Origin of the sequence: Microcoleus sp. PH2017_24_DOB_U_A (assembly GCF_020738205.1) — a bacterium.
In the GTDB taxonomy this organism is placed as follows: Bacteria; Cyanobacteriota; Cyanobacteriia; order Cyanobacteriales; family Microcoleaceae; genus Microcoleus.
This window is the reverse complement of record NZ_JAEQCT010000035.1, coordinates 25,624-49,200: the sequence shown is the minus strand read 5'-3', so window position 1 is coordinate 49,200 and position 23,577 is coordinate 25,624. Positions and strand designations below refer to the sequence as shown.

The 23,577-nt window shown below is 45.5% G+C and carries 25 protein-coding genes; 12 read left to right on the top strand and 13 right to left on the bottom strand.

Translation table 11 applies throughout. The annotated features are described in order from the left end of the window. The first annotated feature begins 488 nt into the window (after positions 1 to 488). The gene (locus JGK07_RS10400) at positions 489 to 1,955 is read left to right on the top strand and encodes a glycoside hydrolase family 13 protein (protein WP_293177140.1); all 1,467 of its coding nucleotides are present in this window, start codon (positions 489 to 491) and stop codon (positions 1,953 to 1,955) included. Between the two features lie 342 nt (positions 1,956 to 2,297). Next, the gene (locus JGK07_RS10395) at positions 2,298 to 2,507 is read left to right on the top strand and encodes a hypothetical protein (RefSeq protein ID WP_293177142.1); all 210 of its coding nucleotides are present in this window, start codon (positions 2,298 to 2,300) and stop codon (positions 2,505 to 2,507) included. Positions 2,508 to 2,524: 17 nt separating this feature from the next. Here the strand turns inward: JGK07_RS10395 and JGK07_RS10390 are convergent, their stop codons facing one another. Then, entirely contained in the window at positions 2,525 to 2,950 is a 426-nt protein-coding gene (locus JGK07_RS10390) for a DUF2358 domain-containing protein (protein WP_293177144.1), read from the bottom strand. 174 nt (positions 2,951 to 3,124) lie between these two features. Here JGK07_RS10390 and JGK07_RS10385 point away from each other — a divergent pair, with 174 nt between their 5' ends. After that, positions 3,125 to 3,562 (top strand): hypothetical protein, encoded by a 438-nt coding sequence (locus JGK07_RS10385; protein WP_293177146.1) that lies wholly within the window; start codon positions 3,125 to 3,127, stop codon positions 3,560 to 3,562. 109 nt (positions 3,563 to 3,671) lie between these two features. Here JGK07_RS10385 and JGK07_RS10380 read toward each other — a convergent pair whose 3' ends face one another. From JGK07_RS10380 to gor, 7 genes are all read right to left on the bottom strand, one after another. Beyond that, entirely contained in the window at positions 3,672 to 4,910 is a 1,239-nt protein-coding gene (locus JGK07_RS10380; protein WP_293241787.1) for a histidinol-phosphate transaminase, read from the bottom strand. Positions 4,911 to 5,070: 160 nt separating this feature from the next. Then, positions 5,071 to 5,778, bottom strand: a complete 708-nt coding sequence (locus JGK07_RS10375; protein WP_293177150.1) for an ROK family protein — start codon at positions 5,776 to 5,778, stop codon at positions 5,071 to 5,073. Between the two features lie 163 nt (positions 5,779 to 5,941). Next, complete coding sequence (locus JGK07_RS10370; RefSeq protein ID WP_293177152.1) at positions 5,942 to 6,631, bottom strand: YqiA/YcfP family alpha/beta fold hydrolase; 690 nt, start codon at positions 6,629 to 6,631, stop codon at positions 5,942 to 5,944. A gap of 116 nt (positions 6,632 to 6,747) precedes the next feature. Beyond that, positions 6,748 to 7,212 (bottom strand): Spy/CpxP family protein refolding chaperone, encoded by a 465-nt coding sequence (locus JGK07_RS10365; protein WP_293190554.1) that lies wholly within the window; start codon positions 7,210 to 7,212, stop codon positions 6,748 to 6,750. A gap of 48 nt (positions 7,213 to 7,260) precedes the next feature. After that, a complete protein-coding gene (locus tag JGK07_RS10360) occupies positions 7,261 to 7,692 on the bottom strand; it encodes a hypothetical protein (protein ID WP_293217324.1) in 432 nt (143 codons plus the stop codon). After that, positions 7,689 to 8,279, bottom strand: coding sequence for a sigma-70 family RNA polymerase sigma factor (locus tag JGK07_RS10355; RefSeq protein ID WP_293190570.1), 591 nt, complete (start codon positions 8,277 to 8,279; stop codon positions 7,689 to 7,691). The genes JGK07_RS10360 and JGK07_RS10355 overlap by 4 nt, the downstream gene beginning before the upstream one ends. Positions 8,280 to 8,537: 258 nt before the next feature. After that, a complete protein-coding gene (gor, locus tag JGK07_RS10350; protein ID WP_293211672.1) occupies positions 8,538 to 9,881 on the bottom strand; it encodes a glutathione-disulfide reductase in 1,344 nt (447 codons plus the stop codon). 519 nt (positions 9,882 to 10,400) lie between these two features. Here gor and JGK07_RS10345 point away from each other — a divergent pair. From JGK07_RS10345 to JGK07_RS10320, 6 genes are all read left to right on the top strand, one after another. Beyond that, positions 10,401 to 12,296, top strand: coding sequence for an NACHT domain-containing protein (locus tag JGK07_RS10345; protein WP_293241784.1), 1,896 nt, complete (start codon positions 10,401 to 10,403; stop codon positions 12,294 to 12,296). Between the two features lie 15 nt (positions 12,297 to 12,311). Continuing rightward, on the top strand, positions 12,312 to 13,361 hold the full coding sequence (locus JGK07_RS10340) for a HEAT repeat domain-containing protein (RefSeq protein WP_293196878.1): 1,050 nt from the start codon (positions 12,312 to 12,314) through the stop codon (positions 13,359 to 13,361). A gap of 27 nt (positions 13,362 to 13,388) precedes the next feature. After that, positions 13,389 to 13,643, top strand: a complete 255-nt coding sequence (locus tag JGK07_RS10335; RefSeq protein ID WP_293177162.1) for a hypothetical protein — start codon at positions 13,389 to 13,391, stop codon at positions 13,641 to 13,643. A 7-nt stretch (positions 13,644 to 13,650) separates the two neighbouring features. After that, complete coding sequence (locus tag JGK07_RS10330; RefSeq protein ID WP_293177164.1) at positions 13,651 to 14,094, top strand: HNH endonuclease signature motif containing protein; 444 nt, start codon at positions 13,651 to 13,653, stop codon at positions 14,092 to 14,094. Positions 14,095 to 14,155: 61 nt separating this feature from the next. Further along, positions 14,156 to 14,899 carry a Uma2 family endonuclease gene (locus JGK07_RS10325; protein ID WP_293177166.1) on the top strand — a complete coding sequence of 248 codons (744 nt, stop codon included), beginning with the start codon at positions 14,156 to 14,158 and terminating at the stop codon, positions 14,897 to 14,899. Between the two features lie 218 nt (positions 14,900 to 15,117). Next, complete coding sequence (locus tag JGK07_RS10320; protein WP_293177168.1) at positions 15,118 to 15,882, top strand: ABC transporter ATP-binding protein; 765 nt, start codon at positions 15,118 to 15,120, stop codon at positions 15,880 to 15,882. 302 nt (positions 15,883 to 16,184) lie between these two features. Here the strand turns inward: JGK07_RS10320 and JGK07_RS10315 are convergent, their stop codons facing one another. From JGK07_RS10315 to JGK07_RS10300, 4 genes are all read right to left on the bottom strand, one after another. Further along, on the bottom strand, positions 16,185 to 16,565 hold the full coding sequence (locus JGK07_RS10315; protein WP_293177170.1) for a hypothetical protein: 381 nt from the start codon (positions 16,563 to 16,565) through the stop codon (positions 16,185 to 16,187). Between the two features lie 228 nt (positions 16,566 to 16,793). Continuing rightward, the gene (locus JGK07_RS10310; protein ID WP_293177172.1) at positions 16,794 to 17,522 is read right to left on the bottom strand and encodes a 1-acyl-sn-glycerol-3-phosphate acyltransferase; all 729 of its coding nucleotides are present in this window, start codon (positions 17,520 to 17,522) and stop codon (positions 16,794 to 16,796) included. Between the two features lie 37 nt (positions 17,523 to 17,559). Beyond that, positions 17,560 to 18,786 carry an RNA-guided endonuclease TnpB family protein gene (locus tag JGK07_RS10305; RefSeq protein WP_293177174.1) on the bottom strand — a complete coding sequence of 409 codons (1,227 nt, stop codon included), beginning with the start codon at positions 18,784 to 18,786 and terminating at the stop codon, positions 17,560 to 17,562. A gap of 589 nt (positions 18,787 to 19,375) precedes the next feature. Further along, on the bottom strand, positions 19,376 to 19,813 hold the full coding sequence (locus tag JGK07_RS10300; protein WP_293177342.1) for a nucleoside deaminase: 438 nt from the start codon (positions 19,811 to 19,813) through the stop codon (positions 19,376 to 19,378). Between the two features lie 248 nt (positions 19,814 to 20,061). Between JGK07_RS10300 and JGK07_RS10295 the strand changes: the two genes are divergently transcribed. The 3 genes from JGK07_RS10295 (at position 20,062) to JGK07_RS10285 (ending at position 22,203) form a co-directional block, all read left to right on the top strand. Beyond that, positions 20,062 to 20,658, top strand: a complete 597-nt coding sequence (locus JGK07_RS10295) for a TerB family tellurite resistance protein (RefSeq protein ID WP_293177176.1) — start codon at positions 20,062 to 20,064, stop codon at positions 20,656 to 20,658. Positions 20,659 to 21,202: 544 nt separating this feature from the next. Then, a complete protein-coding gene (menB, locus tag JGK07_RS10290; RefSeq protein WP_293177178.1) occupies positions 21,203 to 22,036 on the top strand; it encodes a 1,4-dihydroxy-2-naphthoyl-CoA synthase in 834 nt (277 codons plus the stop codon). After that, the gene (locus JGK07_RS10285; protein ID WP_293177180.1) at positions 22,024 to 22,203 is read left to right on the top strand and encodes a hypothetical protein; all 180 of its coding nucleotides are present in this window, start codon (positions 22,024 to 22,026) and stop codon (positions 22,201 to 22,203) included. The genes menB and JGK07_RS10285 overlap by 13 nt, the downstream gene beginning before the upstream one ends. Positions 22,204 to 22,266: 63 nt before the next feature. Here JGK07_RS10285 and JGK07_RS10280 read toward each other — a convergent pair whose 3' ends face one another. Next, positions 22,267 to 22,581 (bottom strand): hypothetical protein, encoded by a 315-nt coding sequence (locus JGK07_RS10280; protein ID WP_293177182.1) that lies wholly within the window; start codon positions 22,579 to 22,581, stop codon positions 22,267 to 22,269. Positions 22,582 to 23,577: the final 996 nt, after the last annotated feature.

Sequence of the window (23,577 nt, the reverse complement as noted above, 5' to 3'; positions counted from 1 at the left end):
CCTAGGATCTATGAACTCTCCAAGTCCAGTGTCGGATGGTGAGGGCTTCTTGACAAGGGGGGGAGCGAGGAAGTTTTGAGTTAGGAGTTCAGTCGCTGGCGCTGAAACCGGGTTGTTTAATCCAAATACTTCGTTCAAACCCTCAACAAAACTTAAAAAACGAGGTTTATGAGAGTTGGAGTGCGTCCGGGACTGGTGTTATGAGTTTTGAGTTGTGAGTTAAAATACTCATCGATCAATCATGGATATTTAAAAAAGTTGGCAGTTTTGAGTTGAAATACCTATCAATAAATAAGGGCTGTTTAATGAAAGAATCAGGTTAGGGCTAGAATCAGTTGTCAATTTTGTGAGATAGACTGCAAATTTGTGTGATATTTTGCGATCGGTCGATCGACAAAACTCGATCGAGCGTCTATTCTCTACCAAAAGCTAGATCTCCTAGAAACATCTGCTAATGTAGCCTAAGCCGTAAAAGACAGGAAAATTGTATGCAAATCCAAACGCCGGACTGGGTTAAACACGCGGTATTCTACCAAATATTCCCCGATCGCTTCGCTAAAAGCAAACAGCCGCGCAAACGCCTGCTGCAAAACTTCATCTGGGAAGAATGGCACGAAATCCCCACCCTCCAAGGCTACAAAGGCGGCGACTTGTGGGGCGTGATGGAACAGCTAGACTACCTGCAAGACTTAGGCATTAACGCAATTTATTTCACCCCGATATTTCAGTCGGCCTGCAATCACCGCTACCACACCCACGACTACTATCAAGTCGATCCGATGTTGGGTGGCAATCCAGCGTTTAAAGAGCTTCTAGACGCTGCCCACGCTCGCAACATCAAAATCGTCCTCGACGGCGTATTCAACCACGCCAGCCGCGGCTTTTTCTTCTTTCACGATATCCTCGAAAACGGCCCCCATTCTCCTTGGGTAGATTGGTTTAAAATAGAAGGCTGGCCGCTATCTGCCTACGACGGTAATTTTCCTGCTAATTACGCAGGTTGGGATGGCAATCGAGCCTTGCCGGAATTCAATCACGACAATCCAGAAGTGCGAGAATACATCATGGAAATTGCCGAATACTGGATTAAATTCGGCATTGATGGCTGGCGGCTAGATGTTCCTTTTGAAATTAAAACTCCCGGATTTTGGCAAGAATTTCGAGAGCGAGTCAAAGCAATTAATCCCGAAGCTTACATTGTCGGCGAAGTTTGGGAAGATGCGAGAGAATGGCTAGACGGCAGTCAATTTGACGGAGTGATGAATTATCTGTTTGCGGCGCCGACTATTGCTTTTGCAGCGGGCGACCGAGTAGATTTAGCTCAAATTGAAGGTCGTTCTTACCATCCATATCCGCCGCTGTTTGCTCAAGAGTACGGCGACAAAATCCAGCACGTTTTGGAACTGTACCCGTGGCCGATACAGCTAACTCAACTTAATTTGTTGGCGAGTCACGATACAGCCCGGTTGATCTCAATTGCTGGAGGCGATAAAGCTAGCGTAGAACTAGCTAATTTGCTGCTGTTAACTTTTCCTGGAGCTCCCAGCATTTACTACGGCGATGAAGTTGGTTTACCGGGTGCCCTCGATCCCGATTCTCGCCGCGGTTTTCCCTTAGAAGCTCACTGGGAACTTGAGGTTTTAGATTACCACAAGCAGTTGATAGCTTTGCGGCACAAATACGCTGCCCTCCGCACCGGAGACTACCAAATTATATTTGCTGAGGGAACGGTTTACGTTTTTGCCCGAATTTTGGGGGATGAGGAAATAGTTGTTGCTGTCAATGTAGCGACTGAAGAGGCAAATGTTAGTTTTGAAGCAGCTACTTTGAAATCTCCTCACGAGAAATTGCTGTTTGGTAAAGGTGAGTTTGTTTGGAAAGGTGAAGGGGAAACTCGGCAGTTAGAATTGATGCTGCCGGCGCGATCGGGCTTGATTTTAGGTTCGGATAATTAGTTTAAAATGTCCGCTAAGGTGCAAGGCGCGGATTGCTTTGTTAAGATAGGTTTGTAGTGAGGACTTTAGTCCGCAATCAGAGGACTTTAGTCCCCATTATACCTCTTGCAAAAGTCATTTTAATCAAATTTTGGAACGGGCAAGATGCCCGTTCCACAAGCAAAAATGGTAGCTGTTCAGGAGGGGGTACGAAGTTGATGGGTTTGAGGTGCCATCAGACCTGAAAAATTGAAGAAATAGGTCTAAACTACCTGGTTGAAATGGCTGGAATCCGCACGATCTCGTTACCCCTCTGAACAGTTACCACGGTGCAAGGAATTTTTTGGTTTTAAAACTGGGGACATGGTACAAGCAACTTTGCCCGCAGGAAAATTTGCGGGTACTCATAGAGGCAGGCTGATTGTCAGAGCGAGTGGAGTTTTTGAAATGATGTGTGCCACAGGAAAAGTCAGTCCAGTTCGTTACAAATACTGTAGGGCAATACACCGCAATGATGGCTATATGTATGCGTTTTCCGCTATTGAGAGAGTGAATTGGCAATTAGAGGCGTAGCGATCGACCTTTTTGGCTTATCTTGGGGTGACATCCTCGCCTTTGCCCAAAAACTGCTGGAGAATCTCTCCGGGATCTCTGTCCCAGGTATCGATATGTTGGTAAATTAAGCCCTCTGGATCCAGCTTGTATGTAGAATAGCCGTTGAAGAAGATCCGAGCTTTCCAGGGTACGCGCAGTATCCCGCGAACAGTCCAAGTTGCCACAATAGTATCAGGGGCTGTCTGACTTACGTCGTGCAGGTCGAAGTAAATCTCGGTGAAAAATAGCTGCCCGTGAAATCGCAGAGTCCAAAAGATAATGCGATAGTTGATTTTTCCTTTAAATTTGTTAACAGGGTCTTGAAAAAAAACATCTTTTGTGTAGATGTCGTAGGAAATGTCTTTCTCAAAAAGCGTCGGGAGATCTGCTTTGAGGATATCTACTATTTGTTTGGCTTGCATTTGATATTATTTGAGAGCGCTGGAGCTACCACCTTGTGACAGTATTATCTGTAAGTTCAAATGGATAATCTCGATCGACAACAAGAGCATCCAAAACTTGATAAATCTAATTATATTGTCCGATCCCGCCTTTGGGCCGATCGGGACTTGTGACATCGAAACCTTGGCACAGATTTGACTGAACACCCCCACTCATCTGACATTCTCGCAGAAATCAACGGCGGCAAGCTGTTGATGGTAGATAGCCGTCGCCGAAACGGTCTAATTTTGATTAAAGGCTTCCATGCGGAGTTTGCCGGGCCTGGTGCTGCCGTTGGAGGTGCTTTTGATGCTGACTCGCAGCAGGCGATTCCTGTGGGGGATTTTTGTTTTGTTTGCCCTCTATCTCCCGCAGAAAGACAGAAAGCTTTCGGAATTAGGCGGCATTGGGTGCGGTTAACGGAACAGTTAACGGCAAAGTCTGTAGCTGCGGAACGCGCACAAATGATTTTAACTCAGTTTGAACAATATTTTGATTTGGAAACGGTGGCACAAATTCCCGATCGAGCTTTGGCACTTTTAGTAGGCGTATTTCCCCAAACCATTCGCGCGGCGCGACAGATTGATAATTAAAAATTACATATATCCTGTCCGGCAAAATAATCCCGATAAGTTCGATCGTTCGGACTTCAGTCCTCTCTCGTTTCCTGAGGACTGAAGTCCGAACGATCGAACCCATTTGTTAAGTCAAAATCGCAGCGAGGCGATCGCAAGTTCGCACATTTTCGTCGGGAGTACCCACGGTAATTCGCAAACCTCCGCCTGTGTGGCGAATTAAAGTACCTTGAGCTTTTAGCTGCTGCATGATTTGTTGGTGTTTTTGTTCTGCCGATTCGCCCTCAGCAGCTTTCACCCGCAGGTAAAGGAAGTTAGCTGCACTCGGCCAAACTTGCAGTTTTTGATGCTGAGTTAGCGCTGCAATTAATTTGGCTCTTTCTGAGATAGTTTCAGGAATTACTGCTAGCAATAACTGCCGCTGGGCGAGGGCAAACTCTGCTGCTGTTTGCGAGAAACTGGGAAGGTTGTAGGGGAGGCGGATTTTTTCTAAGGTGGCTGTGAGTTCGGGATGGGCGATCGCATATCCGACTCTCATTGACGCTAGGCGAAATGCTTTGGAAAATGTTCGCAAAATTATCCAATTCGGATGTTGGTGCAATCTTTCGGCTAAGGTATTTTGGCTGAATTCAAAATAGGCTTCGTCAATTACTACTAAGATATTTTCGGGCAAACTTGACAGCCATTCTATTTCATTGATTGTTAAAGCATTGGCTGTGGGGGAGTTGGGATGGACGACAAAGACGATGCGGACGGGGGGATTTTGATTTTGGTCTATCGCCCTTTTAGCTGCATTGATGTCGATCGCAAAGTTATCTTCTCGGCGCCGGGCACTGACAACGGGAATCCCCAGGGTGGTGGCGGTAATTCCGTACATGGAAAAGGTGGGATTGGCGACGAAAATTGAGCCTGCGCCGCCCAAGCAAGTAGCGATTAAGAGCGATCGAATTAGTTCGTCGGAACCGTTGCCGACTGAAATATTGTCGGCTGTAATAGCTGTTTTTGGCTCTGGAACCCCCCCTAGCCCCCCCTTGTTAAGGGGGGGGACATGAATAGATTCTGCCCCTAGCCCCCCCTTTTTAAGGGGGGGGACATGAATAGATTCAGCGATCGATTCGTTGACGTATTGGGCGATCGCTTCTTTGAGTGCTGCGTGCCCTCCGTCGGGATAGCGATTTGTCTCAATTAGCTGCTGGTAATTCCAAGCTAGCTTTTGCTTTAATTCCGCTGGTAAGTCGTAGGGGCATTCGTTGGTGTCTAGGCGATCGAGTACAATTTCCGAGTGCGCTGATTCTCCTGAAGCGCCGCCCGGATGGGGAGTGTATGCGGTAAGTTCGGCTAAGTCTTTGCGGATAAAGGGAAGCATGGTATGATTTTTGGTCTGAGATTGTAGATTTTATAATTACGATTTGGTTGGTCACTATTAGGATAATTAGTCATTAGTTTATGATGTCTAGCGTATAAATCCTTGATTGTCATCAATAACTAATAAGCTAATGACTAATGACCAATGACTAATGACTATTTTAATCGCGCCACAAAGCAATTCCGCCCAACAAACCGCTGACATTCGGTACTATTTTAACTTGTGGCGGTAAATCAAAAGCAATTTTTTTGGTATTGCCGCCGCCGATGTAAAGGCGATCGCAATTAAAGAGATTTTGCAGGAAGACGAGGGCTCTTTCCAGACGGCGGTTCCATCTTTTGGGGCCGACTGTATCTAAGGCGGCTCGCCCTAATTGCTGTTCGTAAGTTTCCCCTTTGCGAAACGGGTGATGTCCTAATTCTAGATTGGGTACCAAGATACCATCGACAAACAAACCAGAACCGAAACCGGTGCCGAGAGTAATTACTAATTCTACTCCCGTTCCAGCAATTGATCCCAATCCTTGAATGTCAGCATCGTTAGCCACTCGCACAGGTTTTCCCAATCGATCTTTGAGAGTAGTTGCTAGGTCAAAATCGATCCAAGATGGATCTAAATTGACTGCGGTTTTGATGATACCGCGGGACACGACGCCGGGAAAACCGACGGATACTCGGTCAAATTCGCCTTGTCCGCTGGCCAAAGAGGCTATGGTTTCCAGTATCGGTTCCGGCTTCGGCGGTTGAGGCGTTTCTAAACGGCTGCGTTCCGTTTGGGGTTCACCTTCAGCGTCCAAAACCATAACTTTGATGCCACTTCCGCCAATGTCAACGGCTAAGGTGCGAGTCGATTTATCTTGTTCAGTCATTTGATTTTTGAAACTTGCAAGTTGGTGAGTAGACTTGAGATTTTAGACTTGAGATTTTAGATTTACTCCACACAGGAATCTTGGAGTTTAAACGTTGTCTAAAATTTTTGTTTTTCACGACTTAAGTCGGAGGATTGTATCCATTTTTGGGGATTGTCAAATTTTAATTTTTGAATTTGCAAAAGTTTTGCATTGCTTCCCAAATTTCCGCTAGGACATTTCCCAAAGAATGATCGTCCTCTAGTTCGATTAGTTTCACCCAGGGACGATGCTCTGAAAAACTTCTGCTAGCTTGAATCGGTACGATCGTATCATGCTTGCCGTGCAGAATTAACGTCGGGACTGAGCGCATTAATTTTTCTTCAGGGTATTGAGCCATATCTGTCACAAATTCATAATTCAACGGCAAATAGCGCTGTTCGCCGTAGTGGTAAACTGGCAAATATTTCTCAGACTGCCACTTTTCTAACTGTTGCTGTCCCAACTGTGGCAGCCAATGAGAGAGAAATTGAAAAGCCGGTGCTAACAAAACTATTTGTTTTATTGATAATTGTCGCTGGGCCAGCCAAGCCGCTGTCAGCCCGCCAAAACTAGACCCAATGATGGTAACTTCCCCTAAATTTTTTACATTTTCTACAGATTCGGAGGATTGGGCTTGCAGAAATTCTGTTTCTATTTGGTCTAATTGGCGCGTGAGAGTGAGGCGCGAAAAATCCTTGTGATTGAGATCGGGAGTTTTGAGGTCAATTCCTAGGGAATAAAAGCGATCGCGGAAATATTTAGCCTTAGTTGAATCTGGACTTGACGCAAATCCGTGTAAATAAATGTAACTAGAATCGTTTTGTAGATTCATCCAGAAAATTTGATGAGATTTACCAACTAATTATTTTAACTTAAATTATCGAACTGGCGAGTGCACACCCGACAAGTTTATTTTTTAGTAGGGTGTGCAGTCGGTAGCGGTGTAGATTATTGGGATTTTTGGCTGTTTTGTTTCCTGGTTTTAGCAGCTTCCCTGCGCTGCTGCATCATTTGCGAGAACTGGCTGCGCTGTTCGGGTGTCAGCACTTCTCGCATGGCTAATGTACTTTCAAATTGTACCTCTTCTAACTGCTGCCTCAATCCCATGATTTGGCGGTGTTTGTCGCGCATTTGGCCGACATTTGCTGTCGTACCCGACATCATCGTTTCCAATTCTTGTCTGGCTTGGCGGATTGCTTGCATTCGCTGGGAAACTTGGTCTTTGTAGCGATCGCGAACAGCCTGCATTTTCTGCTTTTGATCGGCGCTTAAATTTAGTTTGTCAAACAGCCCGTTCTCTTTGCCACCAGCTCGATTGGGACGCTGGTTTTGGGCAATTGTTTCCGGTTGAGCGGGGCTGGGAGCGGCGGTTGCAGCGGCTGTAGTACCGAGGGTTAACATTAAAACTGCCATAGCCGAAAATTGGCGCATTGACATGAAAAATTACCTCTTTAAGATTAGTTAATTTGTTGGCGGTTCGGTGTCAGCAGTAACAGGGAAATCAAATAAATTTGTTTGTGGGCGATCGCTCATAGTTGCCGTGCGGGAATCGTTCAATACACCCTCCCAATTATTGACCAGAAATGCTTCCAAGTGAGCCGCTTCATCCGCCTGTAATTGTGCGGTAACTAGGACGCGATAGCCCGAAGCAAAAACTAGCAGGCCAGCGAAGATTGCAGCCGGAAAACCCCACTTGGGAAAACCGAGGAATTTTGAGCTTTTACTAGACTCTGTAAATCGCAAATAGCCGAGACCATTTAGCTCTCTCGCCCTGTCATTCCTATCTATTGCTGCTAAAACTCTTTGCTCAAGATCGGGGGTAGCGTCCGGAACTTTTGGGCTATTTTGCTTCAAGAAATTCACTAATCTTTTGTCGCTATTTTCATCGTTCACAGTTCGTCTACCCCCTGTTTTTGCAAAAATTGTCGCATGGCATTTCGGGCATAAAACACGCGAGATTTAACAGTTCCCGCTGGCATTCCCAGGATTTGGGCTACTTCTTTTTGCGGGATGTCTTCTAAGTCGTGCAGCACCAAAACAGTGCGGTGTTCAAAGCTCAATTGCTCCAGTCCTCGCTGCACTAAATCTTGATAGTGCAACTGCATCAAGTCTGATGTGTTATTATTGGGAATAACGCGATCCATTGTTTCTTGATTTTTGAGTTGGGAGTCAAAAGAATGCTGTTTGGCAAATGCTTTTCTTTGGTCGGATGCCACGTTCCAAGTGATGCGATACAACCAAGTTGAAAAGTTTTCCTGTTGTTTGAGTTTGGGTAATCCTTTCCAGACTCGCAGAAATACTTCTTGGGTTAAGTCGTCTAGAAGTGATGAACCGCAGAGTTGGTAAAGGGTTGACCTGACTTTTTGTTGGTAGCGCCCGTAAAGGTGACGAAAGCAAGTGCGATCGCCCTTTAAGCATTTATCAACTAAGTCGGAGTCGGAACAATCATCGATTAAAACATTGGCTGGCACACCTAACACCTGTGAAGTATCCCTCACCTGTTCGTTATCTGAGGGGTTTAGACAGGACAAGTTCAAAAAAGGTTCAATTTGTTTAAAATATTATTTTGAGCATGAATCCGCTTAGAAGGTCAGTAACAGGCAAGATGCCTGTGCCACAAAATTAACAGGCAAGATGCCTGTGCCACAAAAAACAGGCAAGATGCCTGTGCCACAACAGATAAACTCTCTTGTGGAACGGGCATCTTGCCCGTTTTTCATAATTATGAAATACCCTATTTATCGCAGAGTCACAAACTCTTCAGCAGTCGAGGGGTGAATACCGATCGTCGAATCGAAATCTTTCTTGGTAGCTCCCATATTAACGGCGATCGCCATTCCTTGAATAATCTCGCCCGCGTCTTTCCCAACCATGTGCACGCCCAAAACTTTGTCAGTATTAGTTTCAACAACTAACTTGACAAAAGTCTTTTCATCTGCACCTGTCAAAGCGTGAAACATCGGCCGAAACTTGGCTGTGTAGCACTTAATTGAGTCGGGAAATTTAGCTTTGGCTTGTTCTTCAGTTAAGCCGACTGTAGCAGCTTCCGGCTGGGAAAATACCGCTGATGCGACATTTTCGTGACTGATTGCTCTCGGATTGTTGCCAAATTCCGTATCTGCAAAAGCGCGTCCTTCGGCGATCGCAATTGGCGTTAAATTAATCCGGTTGGTGCAATCTCCGACAGCAAAAATGTGCGGTTGATTGGTGCGGCTGTCTTTGGTAACTGCGATCGCACCTTTCTCGGTTTCAACTCCGGCATTCTCCAAAGCCAGTTTTTCCAAATTGGGCGATCGTCCGGTAGCGCACAAAACTGCGTCTACTGTCAAGGTTTCTTCAGATTTTCCCCACAATTTTAACTTTAAGCCTTCAGGAGTTTTCTCTATCCATTCGATCGAGCTTCCTGTGACGAAATTGATGCCGTGTTTAACCATTCCTTCTTGGACGTTGGCGCGAAGTTCTTCGTCAAAGTAGTGCAAAATGCGATCGCGCCGGATGATTTGAGTTACTTCACTTCCCAAGCCATTCATGATGCAAGCAAATTCAACGCCGATGTAGCCGCCGCCCAAAATTGCCAACCGTTTCGGCTGCTCTTTTAACAAGAAGATTTCGCGGGAAGTGATCGCGTGTTCGATGCCAGGAATATCGATTCTGTGAGCTTCGCCGCCGACAGCAATTAAGATTTTAGCAGCGGTGTATTTTTTGTCACCAACTTCGACAGTGTGGGGGTCGATAAATTTGGCATATCCTGAGATTAATTCAACTCCGGCTTTTTCGAGGAAGCTGATGTGGAGTTTGCTGAGTCGTCGCACTTCTGTGTCTACAGTGGTGACGAGTTTTTCCCAGTTGAAGCTGGTTTCTACAGGGCTCCAACCGTAGCCGATCGCATCTTCGTACAGGTGCGAAAATGTTGAAGCGTACACCATGAGTTTTTTGGGTACACAGCCGCGAATGACGCAGGTGCCGCCTACTAAGTCATTTTCGGCGATCGCCACCTTCGCCCCGTAGGATGCCGCCCGCTTAGAGCTCGCCAATCCGCCAGAGCCTGCACCTATCACAAACAAGTCGTAATCGTATGTCATAATTGTCGCTAGTTGCCTATCTCAGTTTTACGGTTTTTGTGCTTTACTTTTTTTAATGATATCTCAAAAAAAATTTCATTTTTTGGAGGGGAGATTGCTTTACTTCTTGCAGTTGACATGATACCATTTAATAATGGAAACATGTGCATTAAATTTAAAATTGCTCACACTTCCATTATTAGAGTATAGCACAAGCAACTGGCAAAAAACATATAAAAATATAACTATTTTTGGGCGGCCGCTAGGGCAGTTTTATTGCAGTCAAACAAATTAGGTACGTAGTTGCGCTTAAGCGCTCTTTATAATATTAGGAAAGAGTGCAAAGAGCATAACAACGTACATTAGCCCAAGCGCGAGCCGACCTTTGAGCTATACTTTTGGTAGTTTAATATTTCCTATCCTGATAATAAAACTATCCACCTCCTCGAAGTCGCGGGGAGAGTTGGGGGAAGTCAAAAATTTACGACTCACTGAAAATTGCTATATTATAGAGATAAATTTATTTGTCGGGCTAGCTTTATGATTGATTGGCTTTTGCTGTGGGGAGTAACGCAAGGAGTCGGCATTCTCGTCAAACCCATCTTAGAAGAGTTGGCAGTAGACGGCGCGAAGGATTTAGTAAAAGATTTTTTTAAAGATTCCCTAAAAAACGTCTTATTTGGCGAAAAAGACCCCCGACAAGTCGCAGGGGGGAAAGCCCTCAAAAAGTTTTTGGAGTTAGTGCAACAGCAGTTAAAAATCAGCGGACTTTCCCCAGAACAGATTAAGCTGTATATTAAAGATGTTAAAAAGTTTATCGGCAACAAGTCAGTTAAGGAAATTTTGGGTAAGGCCTTTGAGAGCGATCGCGAATCCCTAGATGCAGAACTTCTCGAACAAACCTGGACTCAACTAGATTTAGCAGCTTTACCCGCCAGATTTAAGTGGCAAACCATCGCCAATCAGTATCTCGCCGAAGTCCAAGAAATTCTCTTTGACTCAAAAGACTTGCGGGATATCTTGAATGCTCAAAATCTGGACAGCATTCAGAAAAACACTCAACAAATTGCTGGGATAATCCCCGATTTTGATTTGAGGCAATATCAAGAGGCTTTGTGCGAACGTTACAGCAATCTGGATTTAAGCAGCGTCGATAGCAATACCTACGATTATCGCGAAAAGCTGAAAGTTTGGCAAATCTTTATTTTCCAAGATGTGCGCTTAATTTACGAGTCATTTCTGCCCCAAGCTTACGAAATTCCCAAGGAACATCAACGGCGGTTGGAAGATAGCGATCGACTAGAGGCGATCGCACTTGAAAATTTAGAGAAATATCGACGCGGTTATTTTTCACAGCCGATCGTATCCGTGGTAGATGTCATCAATGACAAGTCAAATTATCCCTACATTGTGATTTTAGGCGATCCGGGTGCGGGCAAATCTACTCTGTTACAATATTTAGCATTAACCTGGGCGCGATCGCCTTTAAATAGCGTAACATCTCTGCCGGTGCCGCTGCTAATAGAATTGCGGATTTACATTCGCAACGTGGAATCAAAACATTGCCAGAATTTCCTGGAATTTTGCCATAAAAATTCCGGTTTTATTTGTGACTTGAATCAGCATCAATTGCACGAACAACTTAAAGCCGGCGACGCTGTGGTGATGTTCGACGGATTAGATGAAATTTTCGATTCGGGGAAACGAGAAGATGTAATTACCGCGATTCATCGGTTTACCAACGAGTATCCGCGCGTGCGAGTGATTGTCACGTCTCGGATTATTGGTTACAAGCCTCAACGGTTGCAAGATGCCCAGTTTCATCACTTTATCCTGCAAGACTTGAATCCGGCACAGATTCAGGATTTTGTGCACCGCTGGCATGAGTTGACTTTTGCTGATGCTAGGGAAAAAGTGCGAATTTGCGATCGGATGAAAAGAGCGCTAGAGTATTCATCAACAATTCAAGATTTAGCCGGAAATCCGTTATTGTTAACGATTATGGCAATTTTGAATCGCAGTCAAGAATTGCCAAGAGACAGGGCAGAACTTTACAATCAAGCTTCGCGGATATTGCTGTATCAATGGGATGTGGAAAGGTCTTTAGTAGAGGATAGCAGGCTCGATCCAAAAACGATTGATGCTAAAGACAAGCAAGAAATGCTGCGGCGAGTTGCTTGGGAAATGCAAGCAGCACCTGAAGGGTTGGCTGGCAATATTATTAGTGCGGGAGATTTGGAAGATATTCTGACAGCATATCTGAAGAATAAAGATTTTGACCAACCGAGAAATCGGGCGAAGTTAATCATTAATCAACTGCGAACTCGCAACTTTATTTTATGTTATTTGGGTGCGGATAGTTACGGATTTATACACCGGACTTTTTTGGAATATTTCTGTGCATCGCAAGTTGTGAATAGGGTTCAGGCTTTATAACTATCGCTGGATGAGTTGAAAGCAGAAGTTTTTGGCCCGCACTGGGATGATGAATCTTGGCAGGAAGTTTTGTGTTTGATTGCGGGATTGATTGCGGGAAAGTTGACAGGGGAATTGATTCAATTTTTGATTGAGCAAGATGGGGAAGCGCAAAAGTTTACAAATCTGTTTTTGGCGGCGAAGTGTTTGGATGAGGTGAGGGATAGAAAGGTGATTGCTGCTGTTGATAGTCAATTGCTGGAGCGATTGAAAGAGTTAACGAAGTACGACCTCAATTACTATTATGATTTTTATGGAGAAAAGGCAGATTTAGTTAGTAAAATTCGCAGTAAAGCAGTAAGTGCGATCGCTTTTACTTGGAAAGATGACCTGGAAACCTTACCTATCCTCAAACAATGGACTCACTCTAACTATAATTGGAATCTGCAACAAGCAGCAGTCCAAGAAATAGCACGGGGGTGGAAAAATGACCCGGAAACCTTACCTATCCTCAAACAATGGGCTCAATCTGGTGATAGTTTGACTGTGCGACTTGCAGCAGTCCAAGAATTAGCACGGGGGTGGAAAGATGACCCGGAAACCTTACCTATCCTCAAACAACGCGCTCAATCTGATGATAGTTTTACTGTGCGACTTGCAGCAGTCCAAGAATTAGCACGGGGGTGGAAAGATGACCCGGAAACCTTACCTATCCTCAAACAACGCGCTCAATCTGACGATGATTCGATTGTGCGACTTGCAGCAGTCCAAGAAATAGCACGGGGGTGGAAAGATGACCCGGAAACCTTACCTTGGATCAAACAACGCGCTCAATCTGACGATGATTCGTATGTGCGATGTGCAGCAGTCCAAGAAATAGCACGGGGGTGGAAAGATGACCCGGAAACCTTACCTTGGATCAAACAACACGCTCAATCTGACGATAATTTCATGGTGCGATATGCAGCAGTCCAAGAATTAGCACGGGGGTGGAAAGATGACCCAGAAACCTTACCTCTCCTCAAACAATATGAACAAGTCCGCGAATTTGCCGAGAAACAATTGGCAAAACTAGACAAGCTGTGATATAAACAAAAAAAGGAGAAACAAGTTATGACCGTAGCCACTAAAATCCCCCAAGCTTATGCAGAAATAGTTGAGTTTTTTGCTGCTGGTGCCACTCCCGAAAGCATTGTCAACTTTCAACTATCCGAAGAAGCAAAAGAGCATATCGCCGACCTAATTTACGCACACAACAACCAAGATTTGAGCACCGATGAAAAAACAGAATTAGACAATTTTCTGGTAATAGAACATCTGTTGACTCTCATCAAAGCAGTCGCTCACAAACACGTCGTCAAAGAGTAAGTTTTTTATGCCTCGTCCTTACATTAGCGTCGAACTTAGGCGTTTAGTTGCTCTCCGTGCCGATCGCATTTGCGAATACTGCCTCATTGCAGAGACAAACAGAGCATCAGGCTGTCAAGTTGACCACATCATCAGCGTCAAACATGGTGGAGAAACAACAGCCGATAACCTCGCCTATGCTTGTATTTTCTGCAACCTCCAGAAAGGAACCGATTTAGGCTCAATTGTTTGGCGCACTGGAGAATTAGTGCGTTTTTTCAACCCGCGCAGAGATTTTTGGGGAGAACATTTTCGCTTAGATGAAGCTGCAATTCAACCAAGAACAGATATTGGAGAAGTGACAGCAAGAATTTTAGAATTTAATCATAATGAGCGGATTAGAGAGCGACAAGTTTTGATAGAAGTTGGTGCATATCCGTCACCAGCCGCGCAACAACGGATGACTCAGTAACTCAATAAATATCACCCAATCTAGTATAATTAAACCTATATAGTTCTCGGAGACAACCACAATGCAAGTCACAACCGCAGAAATCATTTATCCATCCAGCGACGGTCAACCAATGGCAGAAAGCACAATTCAATACAAATTAATTGTCAAAATCAAAGAAGGCTGCGAATCGCTGTTTAAGAATGACCCAAACGTTTTTGTGGCCGCCGATTTACTCTGGTATCCAGTTGAAGGTAGACCAGACATTTCTCAAGCACCGGATACGATGGTAATATTTGGTAGACCAAAGGGCGAGCGGCCTTCCTATATGCAATTTCTAGAAGAGAATATTGCTCCCCAAGTCGTATTTGAGATTCGCTCCCACAACGATCGCCAAACTAAAATGAATAAAAAACTTTCATTTTACCAGCGTCATGGAGTTGAGGAATATTACCTTTACGATCCAGAAAGAAATGAGTTGGAAGGTTGGCAAAGAATTGAGGGAAACTTAGAAGTTATTGAGCCGATGGAGGGATGGATCAGTCCTAGATTGGGAGTACGATTTGAGTTGGGCGAGGATGGGCTAGAAATTTATCGGCCAGATGGACAAAGGTTTCTTTCTTATGCGGAATTGGAGGAGCAGGGTGAATTAAACCGTCAGCGTGCCGAACAAGAAGCTCAAAGAGCCGAAGAAGCAATTCAAAGAGCCGAACAAGAATCTCAAAGAGCTGAACAAGAACGTCAAAGAGCCGAAGAAGCAGTTCAAAGAGCAGAACGTTTAGCGGCAAAAATGCGCGAATTGAACATCGATCCCGATCGCATTTAAGCCACAAATTGTTTAATTTAGGACTTACTCACCAACACCACAGCAACCGGGTTTTTATCGTTTCTGCGCGCTCTAACGAATTATTTTCGTCAAAAAACCCGGTTTCTGACTACCCGTGCGTAAGTCCCGCAACCGTCCAAACATCGCCCTTCCACCCCCGAAAACCGCTCAGAAGTGTTAACTTAGTAGTAAGTTGTGTCGATCGCACATAAAAACAAATGCCTGAACTACAAACCGAGACCCACCAAGACCTCGACCTGCAAACCACCTCAAAACCCGTCATCCTCGGTCTCAAAGACGTAACCAAAGTCTACGGCATCGGCGACCTCGAAGTGCGCGCCCTCAACGGGATCAGCTTGACGGTAATGCAAGGAGAGTATTGCTCAATTATGGGCGCATCCGGTTCAGGCAAATCTACAGCTATGAATATTATCGGTTGTCTCGATCGACCTACGAGCGGCAGTTACTACCTAGACGGCGTAGATGTCGCCCAAATGCCCGAATCAGAATTAGCCGGAATTCGCAACTTAAAATTAGGGTTTGTCTTCCAACAATTTCACCTATTGGCTCAACTAACAGCATTAGAAAATGTCATGTTACCGATGGTTTATGCAGGCATTCCCTCATCAGAAAGACGCGAACGCGCAGAGGAAGCTTTAACCAAAGTTGGTCTAGAAAGTCGCATGAAAAACAAACCAAATCAACTATCAGGAGGACAGCAGCAGCGCGTAGCCATCGCCCGCGCAATTGTTAACCGTCCCGTGTTGTTGCTTGCAGATGAACCGACTGGTGCATTGGATACAAAAACTACTCAAGAAGTAATGGATATTTTTACAGAATTTAATGAAGCCGGCATGACTGTTGTGATGGTAACTCACGAACCGGAAGTTGCGCGACAAACTCGCCGGGTTGTCTGGTTCCGCGACGGTGAAGTTATTCATAATAATCTGAATCCGGCAGAACTTTCGCACGCGGTGTTTTAAGTATTTTAAACTAAAATAATAGTCTTCTTCAACCTGCGGAGGCAGGTTTTGTTTGTCTCGACGCGGTTTCAACCGCCGTGTCTTATTCAAACCTGCGGAGGCAGGTTTTGTTTGTCTCGACGCGGTTTCAACCGCCGTGTTTTCTTCAACCTGCGGAGGCAGGTTTTGTTTGTATAGACGCGGTTTCAACCGCCCGGTATTTTTGCGGTTTCAACCGCCGTGTCTTTTTACGGTTTCAACCGCCGTGTCTTTTTACGGTTTCAATCGCCGTGTCTTTTTGCGGTTTCAATCGCCCCGTCTTTTTAATGAAAAGCGCTCGGAAAAGCTGCCCAAACTCGATCGACAAAATCTCTAAGTTGCCGAGAGGCGATCGTGCTATCCTTGCGATCGGAGTCCAGAGACTGCAACTGGGTTAACAGCGAAATCACCTCCGTATCCAGCGCCGCCCGAAACAAACTCAGTGGCCACAGCAAATCCGCACCATCCCGCAAATCTGATAAAGTGTATTCTTCCGGCCACCTTTGGGGGAAATCCTTCCCCGAAACCAATCCAACCAACATCAAAGGGCGCACCCAACAAATTTGACGTGCTTCAACCACTTGAATTACCTCTGAATGCAGGCACGCATCTCCACATTCCAAACTAACAATTTGACCAGGCTTAAAGTTCAAACCACAATCCATTAATGCTGACTCTTAATACAGACACAACCAAGCAAAATAAGTGCCGCAACTCTCAACAGCACCAAAAAATATTATATCACAATTAATTAATTCTTCCTTCTTCCTTCGGTCAACCATCAACTACCAACTGCCAACTACCAACTGCCAACTGCCAACTATCAACTGCCAACTATCAACTATCAACTGTCAACTGCCAACTGCCAACTGCCAACTGCCAACTGCCAACTGTCAACTGTCATCAAGAGTTTTAAGAGCCATTTCGAGTTGGGCCGTCAACAATTTTGCTTCTTTTTTACCACTACCACCATTAGCATAATCTGCCACAGAAATCGGAGAACCGATCGCAATTTTAACCCTCGAACGCCATCGAGGAATGCGCGGGCGATAGCGAATACTCATCGGTACAATCTTCACCCCCAAACCCGGTGTGTTCAACTCCGCTTGCATGGCCAAACGAGCCAATCCAGACTTCGCAGGGTGAACTTCACCATCTTGAAAAATTCCACCTTCGGGAAAAATTACCAACATTTGCTTGTCGAGGAGCAATTCCACCCCGTAACGGAGACTGCTAATTGCCGGATGCCGGATATCGACAGGAAAGCCTCCCAAATGTCTGATAAACCAACCTTGCACTCCTTTGACTTCATCAGCAGTTACCATGAACCGCAAATCGCGTCCAGTCACCTTCTGTCCCGTTGAATAGGGCATCATCAGCGCATCCCACCGGGAACGATGCGTCGGGGCTAAGATTACAGGCCCGTCTTTCGGCAAGTGTTCCTGTCCGGTTATCTCAATCTTGCCAAAATAAAACGGTAGGACAATATAGTGACCTAGCGGATAGAACAAGGAGGTTAACCAAGGAGAAACGCGAGAGGTATTAGATGCTACCTTGGCAGGCATTGGCTTCACTAGAGAGGATTTACTGAACTCAACGGCGATCGCGGCAGTATGATGCATGGCAATTACCCTGCTATATCGATATATAGAGTGTGAACTACCCGCCAGCAATCGGAGTACCGATATGCTGGGGGCTTCCCAATTCAATGGCAACAGCCTCGGCGACAGTGGATTTTTGCCCATACCGCTTTGGTCTTACATTGCCTCCAAGGGCAGTAACGCTGGTTCCCAACGTCAATATCCGTAAGCCCTCATTTCTGATATTGACTGCCGCATTAATGTCTCTATCGTGCCGCTTAGAGCAGTGGGGACAATTAAATTCACGAACAGACAGATCCATTTTCGGCAACAACAGTAAAGTCTCAGAACAAAGGTGCGATGACGGAAAAAATCGACCGACTTCTAGGTAGACTTTGCCCTCTGCCTCTGCTTTGTATTTGAGCATCGTACAGAACATTCCCCAGCCAGCATCACTGATGGATAAGGCAAGGTTATGATTCTTTACCATGTTCTTTACTGCCAGATTTTCTACGACAATGACTTGGTTTTTATCGACTATCTTACGGGATAGTTTATGCCGGAAATCTTCTCGAACTCTAGAGATTCTGGCGTGGACTTTGGCAACAGCCAATTTAGCCTTGCGCCGCTTGTTGGTAGTTTTGTCCCGTTTACGACATAACTTACGCTGTTTGCGCTTCAGGTTGCGCTCGTGTTTTCTCAGATGTCGAGGATTTTGGTATTTAGAGCCATCAGATGTAACAACAAAGTCAAGCAATCCGAGGTCGATACCAATGGCTTTGCCGTCTTTGTTTGTAGCGGGCTTGTCAATACCATCCTCCATCAGCAATGATGCGTAGTAACGACCATCAGGCATCTTAGACACCGTAACCGTCTTCAAACTACCCACTAATTCGCGATGAATTTTAGCTTTAACCACTCCAAGATTACCCGGAAATTTAATCTCGTCATTTCCCAAAACTTTAACGTTCTGTGGGAACTGAATCGATTGTTTTCCGTGACGTTTTTTGAAAGTTGGGTATGCTGCTCGACCATCAAAGAAGTTGATAAACGCTTGAGACAAATTCAAAACCGAAGACTGAAGGCATTGAGAATAACAATCTTTGAGCCATTCAAACTCAGTTTTCCAGACGGGAATCTGTTTCTTCATCGTGAAAGCAGAAATACCTTTCCCAGTCTCTTTGTAGGTTTGGGACATGGTAGCCAATGACTGATTCCATACCCAACGGACACAACCAAAAGCTTGCGCTAGATGGCTCTGTTGTTCAACGCTTGGATAGATTCTGACTTTGACTGCTTTTAACACGATATTATTTATCACAATCGGCATACCTATGATAATACAGGCACAAAGAAAAGGGTGAAGATTTGCTCATCTCCTCATCCACCCAACCGCCCGCCACCGAGCGACGAAGAGTCAGATTCCGGTGGGGTGAAATCGTCGCAAAGCTCGCCTTTCATCCATCGCGGGATAACGGTACTCCGTTTCGCGCGATGGATTCCCGTCTGTTCTAGCTAAAGATATGTTGCTTGGCAAATCTTTAGTCTTTCGATGGGGACACTTTTGCTATTGGCCTTTGCCTCCGCAAGCGATCGCACCCAAAACAGATAATCTGTAAGCAGGTAAAATACGATCCCAGCCGACAGCACTACCGCACAGCCGTCAAGGGATTTTAGATTTTAGACTTTAGATTTATGCCACAGATTAATCTGGGAATTGGAGCTTTGGTCTAAAATCAGGAGTTCACCGCGACGAGTGTCGGCAAGCAAGTATCCGTTTTTAGGCGGGGTCAACCGCCGAGAAAGCTCGATCGGGCAATTACCGATCTATTATTTCAGTTAAAGAGCCAAGTTAGACTAAACATCGGCTATGGGAGAGTAAAAAACTTTACCTGTTAAATTTGCCGGCGGGCTTCAAACCAAGCAAGCAACTGATCTCGACAAACAGACTCCATAATACCGCCGAGCACCTGTAAGCGGTGACACGAAGGCGCGCTATCTGGAAGATTAGCCACCGTCCGAATTGTGCCAGTTTTCGGGTCATCTGCTCCGTATACCAGCAAACCGATCCGAGCTTGTACGATCGCACCAGCGCACATCGGGCACGGCTCCAGCGTCACGTAAAGCGTGCATTGATTGAGATGCCAGTCTTGCAAAACCTTGCCCGCCGCCCGCAGCGCCAAGACTTCAGCATGAGCAGTCGGATCGCAGTCTCGCTCTCGCCGATTTTGCGCTTCGGCAATCAATTTGCCAGCACCGTCAACAATGACAGCACCCACTGGCACTTCGCCCGCATCACCGGCTGCTCGTGCCAGTTCCACAGCCCTACTCATCCAGTGTCGGTGAATAGCATAATTAGAATCACTACTACACAACGGCTCTGTTGGCAAATTCACGGTATACCTAAGTATCTGAAAACACTTAATATAATCTTATTTATCCACTTGCTGTGGAGAGAAGTAAGTGCGATCGCTAAGAAAACAAGTTTTTTACGGAATTCATGGCATACTTACCTAGCTGAAAACACTTAAGATCGAGAAATAAAGTTACACTACAGCCCCATCCAGAGTAATTTTGAATTATGGACACCACCCTGATTAGCACTGAAGTTGTTGAGCTGTTGTCCCGGATTAGCCGCCAAAAGCTCCGCGAACAAGATATCACTCCTTTGGTAGTGTTTGTGACTGCTCTGATTTCCATCCTGCGGGGAGTGATGATTATCGACAGGACGATCGCAGTTGAAGAAGAAGAACGGCTGCAAAAGACTCTCAAAGCCTTTGCCAGCGGCGATCCACATCGGATAGAACTAATTCAGCGCCTTGTCAAAGGAGTCTCCAAACAGCAGGTTTACTTCAACCCCACGGAACTGCTAACCCTGACAGCTTTCTTCTCAGAATCAGAAAAGCTGTTGCTCATCGGTTCCGGCTACGAAATGTCAGCGGTAGACGGACACATCGATTTGAGGGAGCAAATGTACTTACAGTCGATCGGCAATCGGCTCGGCCTCGACTCCAGACACATTGCAGTCGTAGACACTTTATTTACCAAAGAAGGAACCCTCAACCAAGAAGACTTTGCCGAAGTTAAAGCTTTACTAGCTCCCAGCGAATTTGAGTCCCGCGATCCGGTATTTGCCAAAGCAGCAAAGCACCTGCTGTCTCTGTTAACGCGCAAATAATGCAACGCAAATTATTTGCTGCGTCAAAATTTGAGACTGTTGGGATGGGAGACGGGAATTGCGCGCTCTTGTATTAAAAACCGGGTTGTTTAACCGGCAACAAGAGCGCTTCACAGTTGATTTGGGGAAGTCGGTTTGGGCCACGAGTCCCGCTTAATTTTTTTTCCCAAGAGTCGATCGACCTTCGTATCCCATTGAACCGAATCCATCTAAAATCTAAGGAATGAGAATTAAATAACTTACAATTTTAATTATTGTGGGATGGGCGTCCCGCCCGTCCTTTATAGACGGGCGGGACGCCCATCCCACTTTTAAGAGTGTAAATTATTTAATTCGCGATCCTAAAAGCGAATTATTCCTGCATCGATCGCCCCAGCTCGCTCTCAAATCTCAACTTAACCCCGCATCAACGGGTACCTTGCCCCCGACGCTGTTGAGCGAGTGGATGATCCCCCAAATTTAGACCAAAGTTCCTACTCCGGTGATTCATCTGCCGAGTAAATCTAAAATCTAAAATCTAAAATCTAAAATCGACTGATTGATTATGCAAATTGAATGGCAAACCGCCAAAACCTACGAAGACATTCTCTATCAAAAAAGTGGCGGTACCGCCAAAATTACCATCAATCGACCTCACAAACGGAACGCTTTCCGTCCCAAAACCGTGCAGGAATTGTGCGATGCCTTTACTGATGCCCGTGAAGACACAAAAATCGGCGTTGTCCTCTTCACCGGTGCGGGGCCTCATACAGACGGCAAATACGCCTTTTGTGCCGGCGGCGACCAAAGCGTGCGAGGTTCTGCGGGATATGTAGACGAAGGTGGCATACCCCGGTTGAACGTGCTCGACTTGCAGAAGTTGATTCGATCGATGCCCAAAGTTGTGATTGCTTTAGTTGCAGGATATGCGATCGGCGGCGGTCACGTTTTACACTTAATTTGCGACTTGACGATCGCTGCTGACAATGCTATTTTCGGGCAAACTGGCCCCAAAGTCGGCAGTTTCGACGGCGGTTTCGGGGCCAGCTATCTCGCCAGAGTTGTCGGCCAGAAAAAAGCCCGAGAAATTTGGTTTTTGTGCCGTCAGTACAGCGCCCAGCAAGCTCTAGAAATGGGTTTAGTCAACTGCGTCGTACCCGTCGAACAACTCGAACTTGAAGGGATGCAGTGGGCCCAGGAAATTCTGGAAAAAAGTCCGATCGCGATCCGCTGTTTAAAATCCGCTTTTAATGCCGACTGTGACGGTCAAGCCGGTCTCCAAGAACTGGCTGGAAATGCCACTTTGCTGTATTACATGACCCAGGAAGGCGCCGAAGGCAAACAAGCCTTTTTGGAAAAACGGGAACCCGATTTTAGTCAATATCCTTGGCTGCCGTAGCTCGATCGAGAAATAAGTTTTGGGATTCCCTCATTCAAGCTACAGATATTATTGATTGCTGTGAGTTGAATGACCCGAGTTTAGTCGATCGTCCAAAAGTATCAGTATGGATACCAATTGCCAAAAAGAATGAAACTGCTTTGCCAGATCCAAATCATAATAGATAATAGTTATCAGTGATTTCCCAATCGCCAATCGAAAATGATACAATCTGTCCTGTTGCCGACGGACTAAACCGAGACTGCTGCTGATTTTTCGGTTAATGTTGTGCCTGTTAACTGGCAGGCGTTGCGTTCAGAAACAGGAACAGCGGTCTCATGCGGAGTCGCAGTCTGTTCTTGCCACAGTTCAATTTCTGTGATGTTTTCCCAAGATCCCCCAAAAGGCGAAACTGCCAAAGAACAAGCTTTCCACTGACTTTGCACCGGCACGGTCAACAGAGCACAAATTCCTCCGCGTCTCCCCTCAGGGGTATAGTGGCGGCAGTGACGACAAGCAGAAATTAATGGGGTTTTCATAAAAGTGTTGGCGGAAATCAGTTTCATCTCTAATTCTCCTGTGTAGAGCTAGGAGGTTTTAGAGCATCCCAGCCCTTATCCTGTCTGGGTTATAGCGATCCCCGAAGCATAATAAACCTTAATGATTTATTTATAATCTTGTTATATATAGAAACAATCACCTCAGTCCTTCCTCATTTTGTAGCGAAAAAGACAGGTTAAAAGTTTATAAAGGGTCAGGGATCAAGCAAAAGGACAAATACGGAACGACTATGAGATCTTCTAAATAAACGGTTGCTCCGATGCCAAAATCTGCTGAGAGTCGGGTAAGCAGCCTCCGGGACACAGTAAGAATTAAGGTTTCAGTTGACAGTTGACCAGGGACAGTTGACAATTAACAGCGACCTCTACCTGGAAGGAAGAGGATTAGAGTAATGAATCGTCTTCTTTTAATTTATCAAGGGCGATCGGGCTTGGGGCTTTAAACCAATTCTTTATGGTCAAACGAAAATGAAAACAGAGCAAATGGCGATCGACACTTCGGGCCCAAAGGCAGCAGTTGCCTTGACACCAAAAGCAGCTAATCCTAGAATAAGCAAGTTTTAAAGCTTCTTGTTGATAAAAAAAGTTCGGCAAGCGGAAAACGAGCGAGTCTTTAGACCTTCCATGAAAGCGGCACGGGCGGTTCAAACCGCCGTGAATCTTTCTTGATTTTTAAAATTTTTAGCAGTGTAAAAAGGGCTTTTGCCGTTACACTCTATTGTTGGGATGAATACACAGGTGTAAACCTGGGAAGCAAATGCCTACCATATATTCAAGGTACGCGGGGACTCCACGGAACCAAGGGCTAAGCCCCTTAAACGCTTGAGGAGCTTGCTGAAAGGCAAGGATAGCAGCCCACCATTTTTTGGCAAGAGGATTGCGCCCAAGAACCCTAGTAATAGGGATATTAAGAACGAAATTTCTTAAGAATCTCAGTCGCCAAGAGCGCTGAGAGTGTCAACTTTAGAATCAAAACATTAAAATCAATTCAGAGGCGGTAGG

Bases quoted from the DNA above. Each gene is read 5' to 3' on its own strand.
- JGK07_RS10400 (WP_293177140.1), top strand. From the start codon at position 489: ATGCAAATCCAAACGCCGGACTGGGTTAAACACGCGGTATTCTACCAA.
- JGK07_RS10395 (WP_293177142.1), top strand. From the start codon at position 2,298: ATGGTACAAGCAACTTTGCCCGCAGGAAAATTTGCGGGTACTCATAGA.
- JGK07_RS10390 (WP_293177144.1), bottom strand. From the start codon at position 2,950: ATGCAAGCCAAACAAATAGTAGATATCCTCAAAGCAGATCTCCCGACG.
- JGK07_RS10380 (WP_293241787.1), bottom strand. From the start codon at position 4,910: ATGCTTCCCTTTATCCGCAAAGACTTAGCCGAACTTACCGCATACACT.
- JGK07_RS10375 (WP_293177150.1), bottom strand. From the start codon at position 5,778: ATGACTGAACAAGATAAATCGACTCGCACCTTAGCCGTTGACATTGGC.
- JGK07_RS10370 (WP_293177152.1), bottom strand. From the start codon at position 6,631: ATGAATCTACAAAACGATTCTAGTTACATTTATTTACACGGATTTGCG.
- JGK07_RS10365 (WP_293190554.1), bottom strand. From the start codon at position 7,212: ATGGCAGTTTTAATGTTAACCCTCGGTACTACAGCCGCTGCAACCGCC.
- gor (WP_293211672.1), bottom strand. From the start codon at position 9,881: ATGACATACGATTACGACTTGTTTGTGATAGGTGCAGGCTCTGGCGGA.
- JGK07_RS10345 (WP_293241784.1), top strand. From the start codon at position 10,401: ATGATTGATTGGCTTTTGCTGTGGGGAGTAACGCAAGGAGTCGGCATT.
- JGK07_RS10335 (WP_293177162.1), top strand. From the start codon at position 13,389: ATGACCGTAGCCACTAAAATCCCCCAAGCTTATGCAGAAATAGTTGAG.
- JGK07_RS10330 (WP_293177164.1), top strand. From the start codon at position 13,651: ATGCCTCGTCCTTACATTAGCGTCGAACTTAGGCGTTTAGTTGCTCTC.
- JGK07_RS10325 (WP_293177166.1), top strand. From the start codon at position 14,156: ATGCAAGTCACAACCGCAGAAATCATTTATCCATCCAGCGACGGTCAA.
- JGK07_RS10320 (WP_293177168.1), top strand. From the start codon at position 15,118: ATGCCTGAACTACAAACCGAGACCCACCAAGACCTCGACCTGCAAACC.
- JGK07_RS10315 (WP_293177170.1), bottom strand. From the start codon at position 16,565: ATGGATTGTGGTTTGAACTTTAAGCCTGGTCAAATTGTTAGTTTGGAA.
- JGK07_RS10310 (WP_293177172.1), bottom strand. From the start codon at position 17,522: ATGCATCATACTGCCGCGATCGCCGTTGAGTTCAGTAAATCCTCTCTA.
- JGK07_RS10300 (WP_293177342.1), bottom strand. From the start codon at position 19,813: ATGAGTAGGGCTGTGGAACTGGCACGAGCAGCCGGTGATGCGGGCGAA.
- JGK07_RS10295 (WP_293177176.1), top strand. From the start codon at position 20,062: ATGGACACCACCCTGATTAGCACTGAAGTTGTTGAGCTGTTGTCCCGG.
- menB (WP_293177178.1), top strand. From the start codon at position 21,203: ATGCAAATTGAATGGCAAACCGCCAAAACCTACGAAGACATTCTCTAT.
- JGK07_RS10280 (WP_293177182.1), bottom strand. From the start codon at position 22,581: ATGAAACTGATTTCCGCCAACACTTTTATGAAAACCCCATTAATTTCT.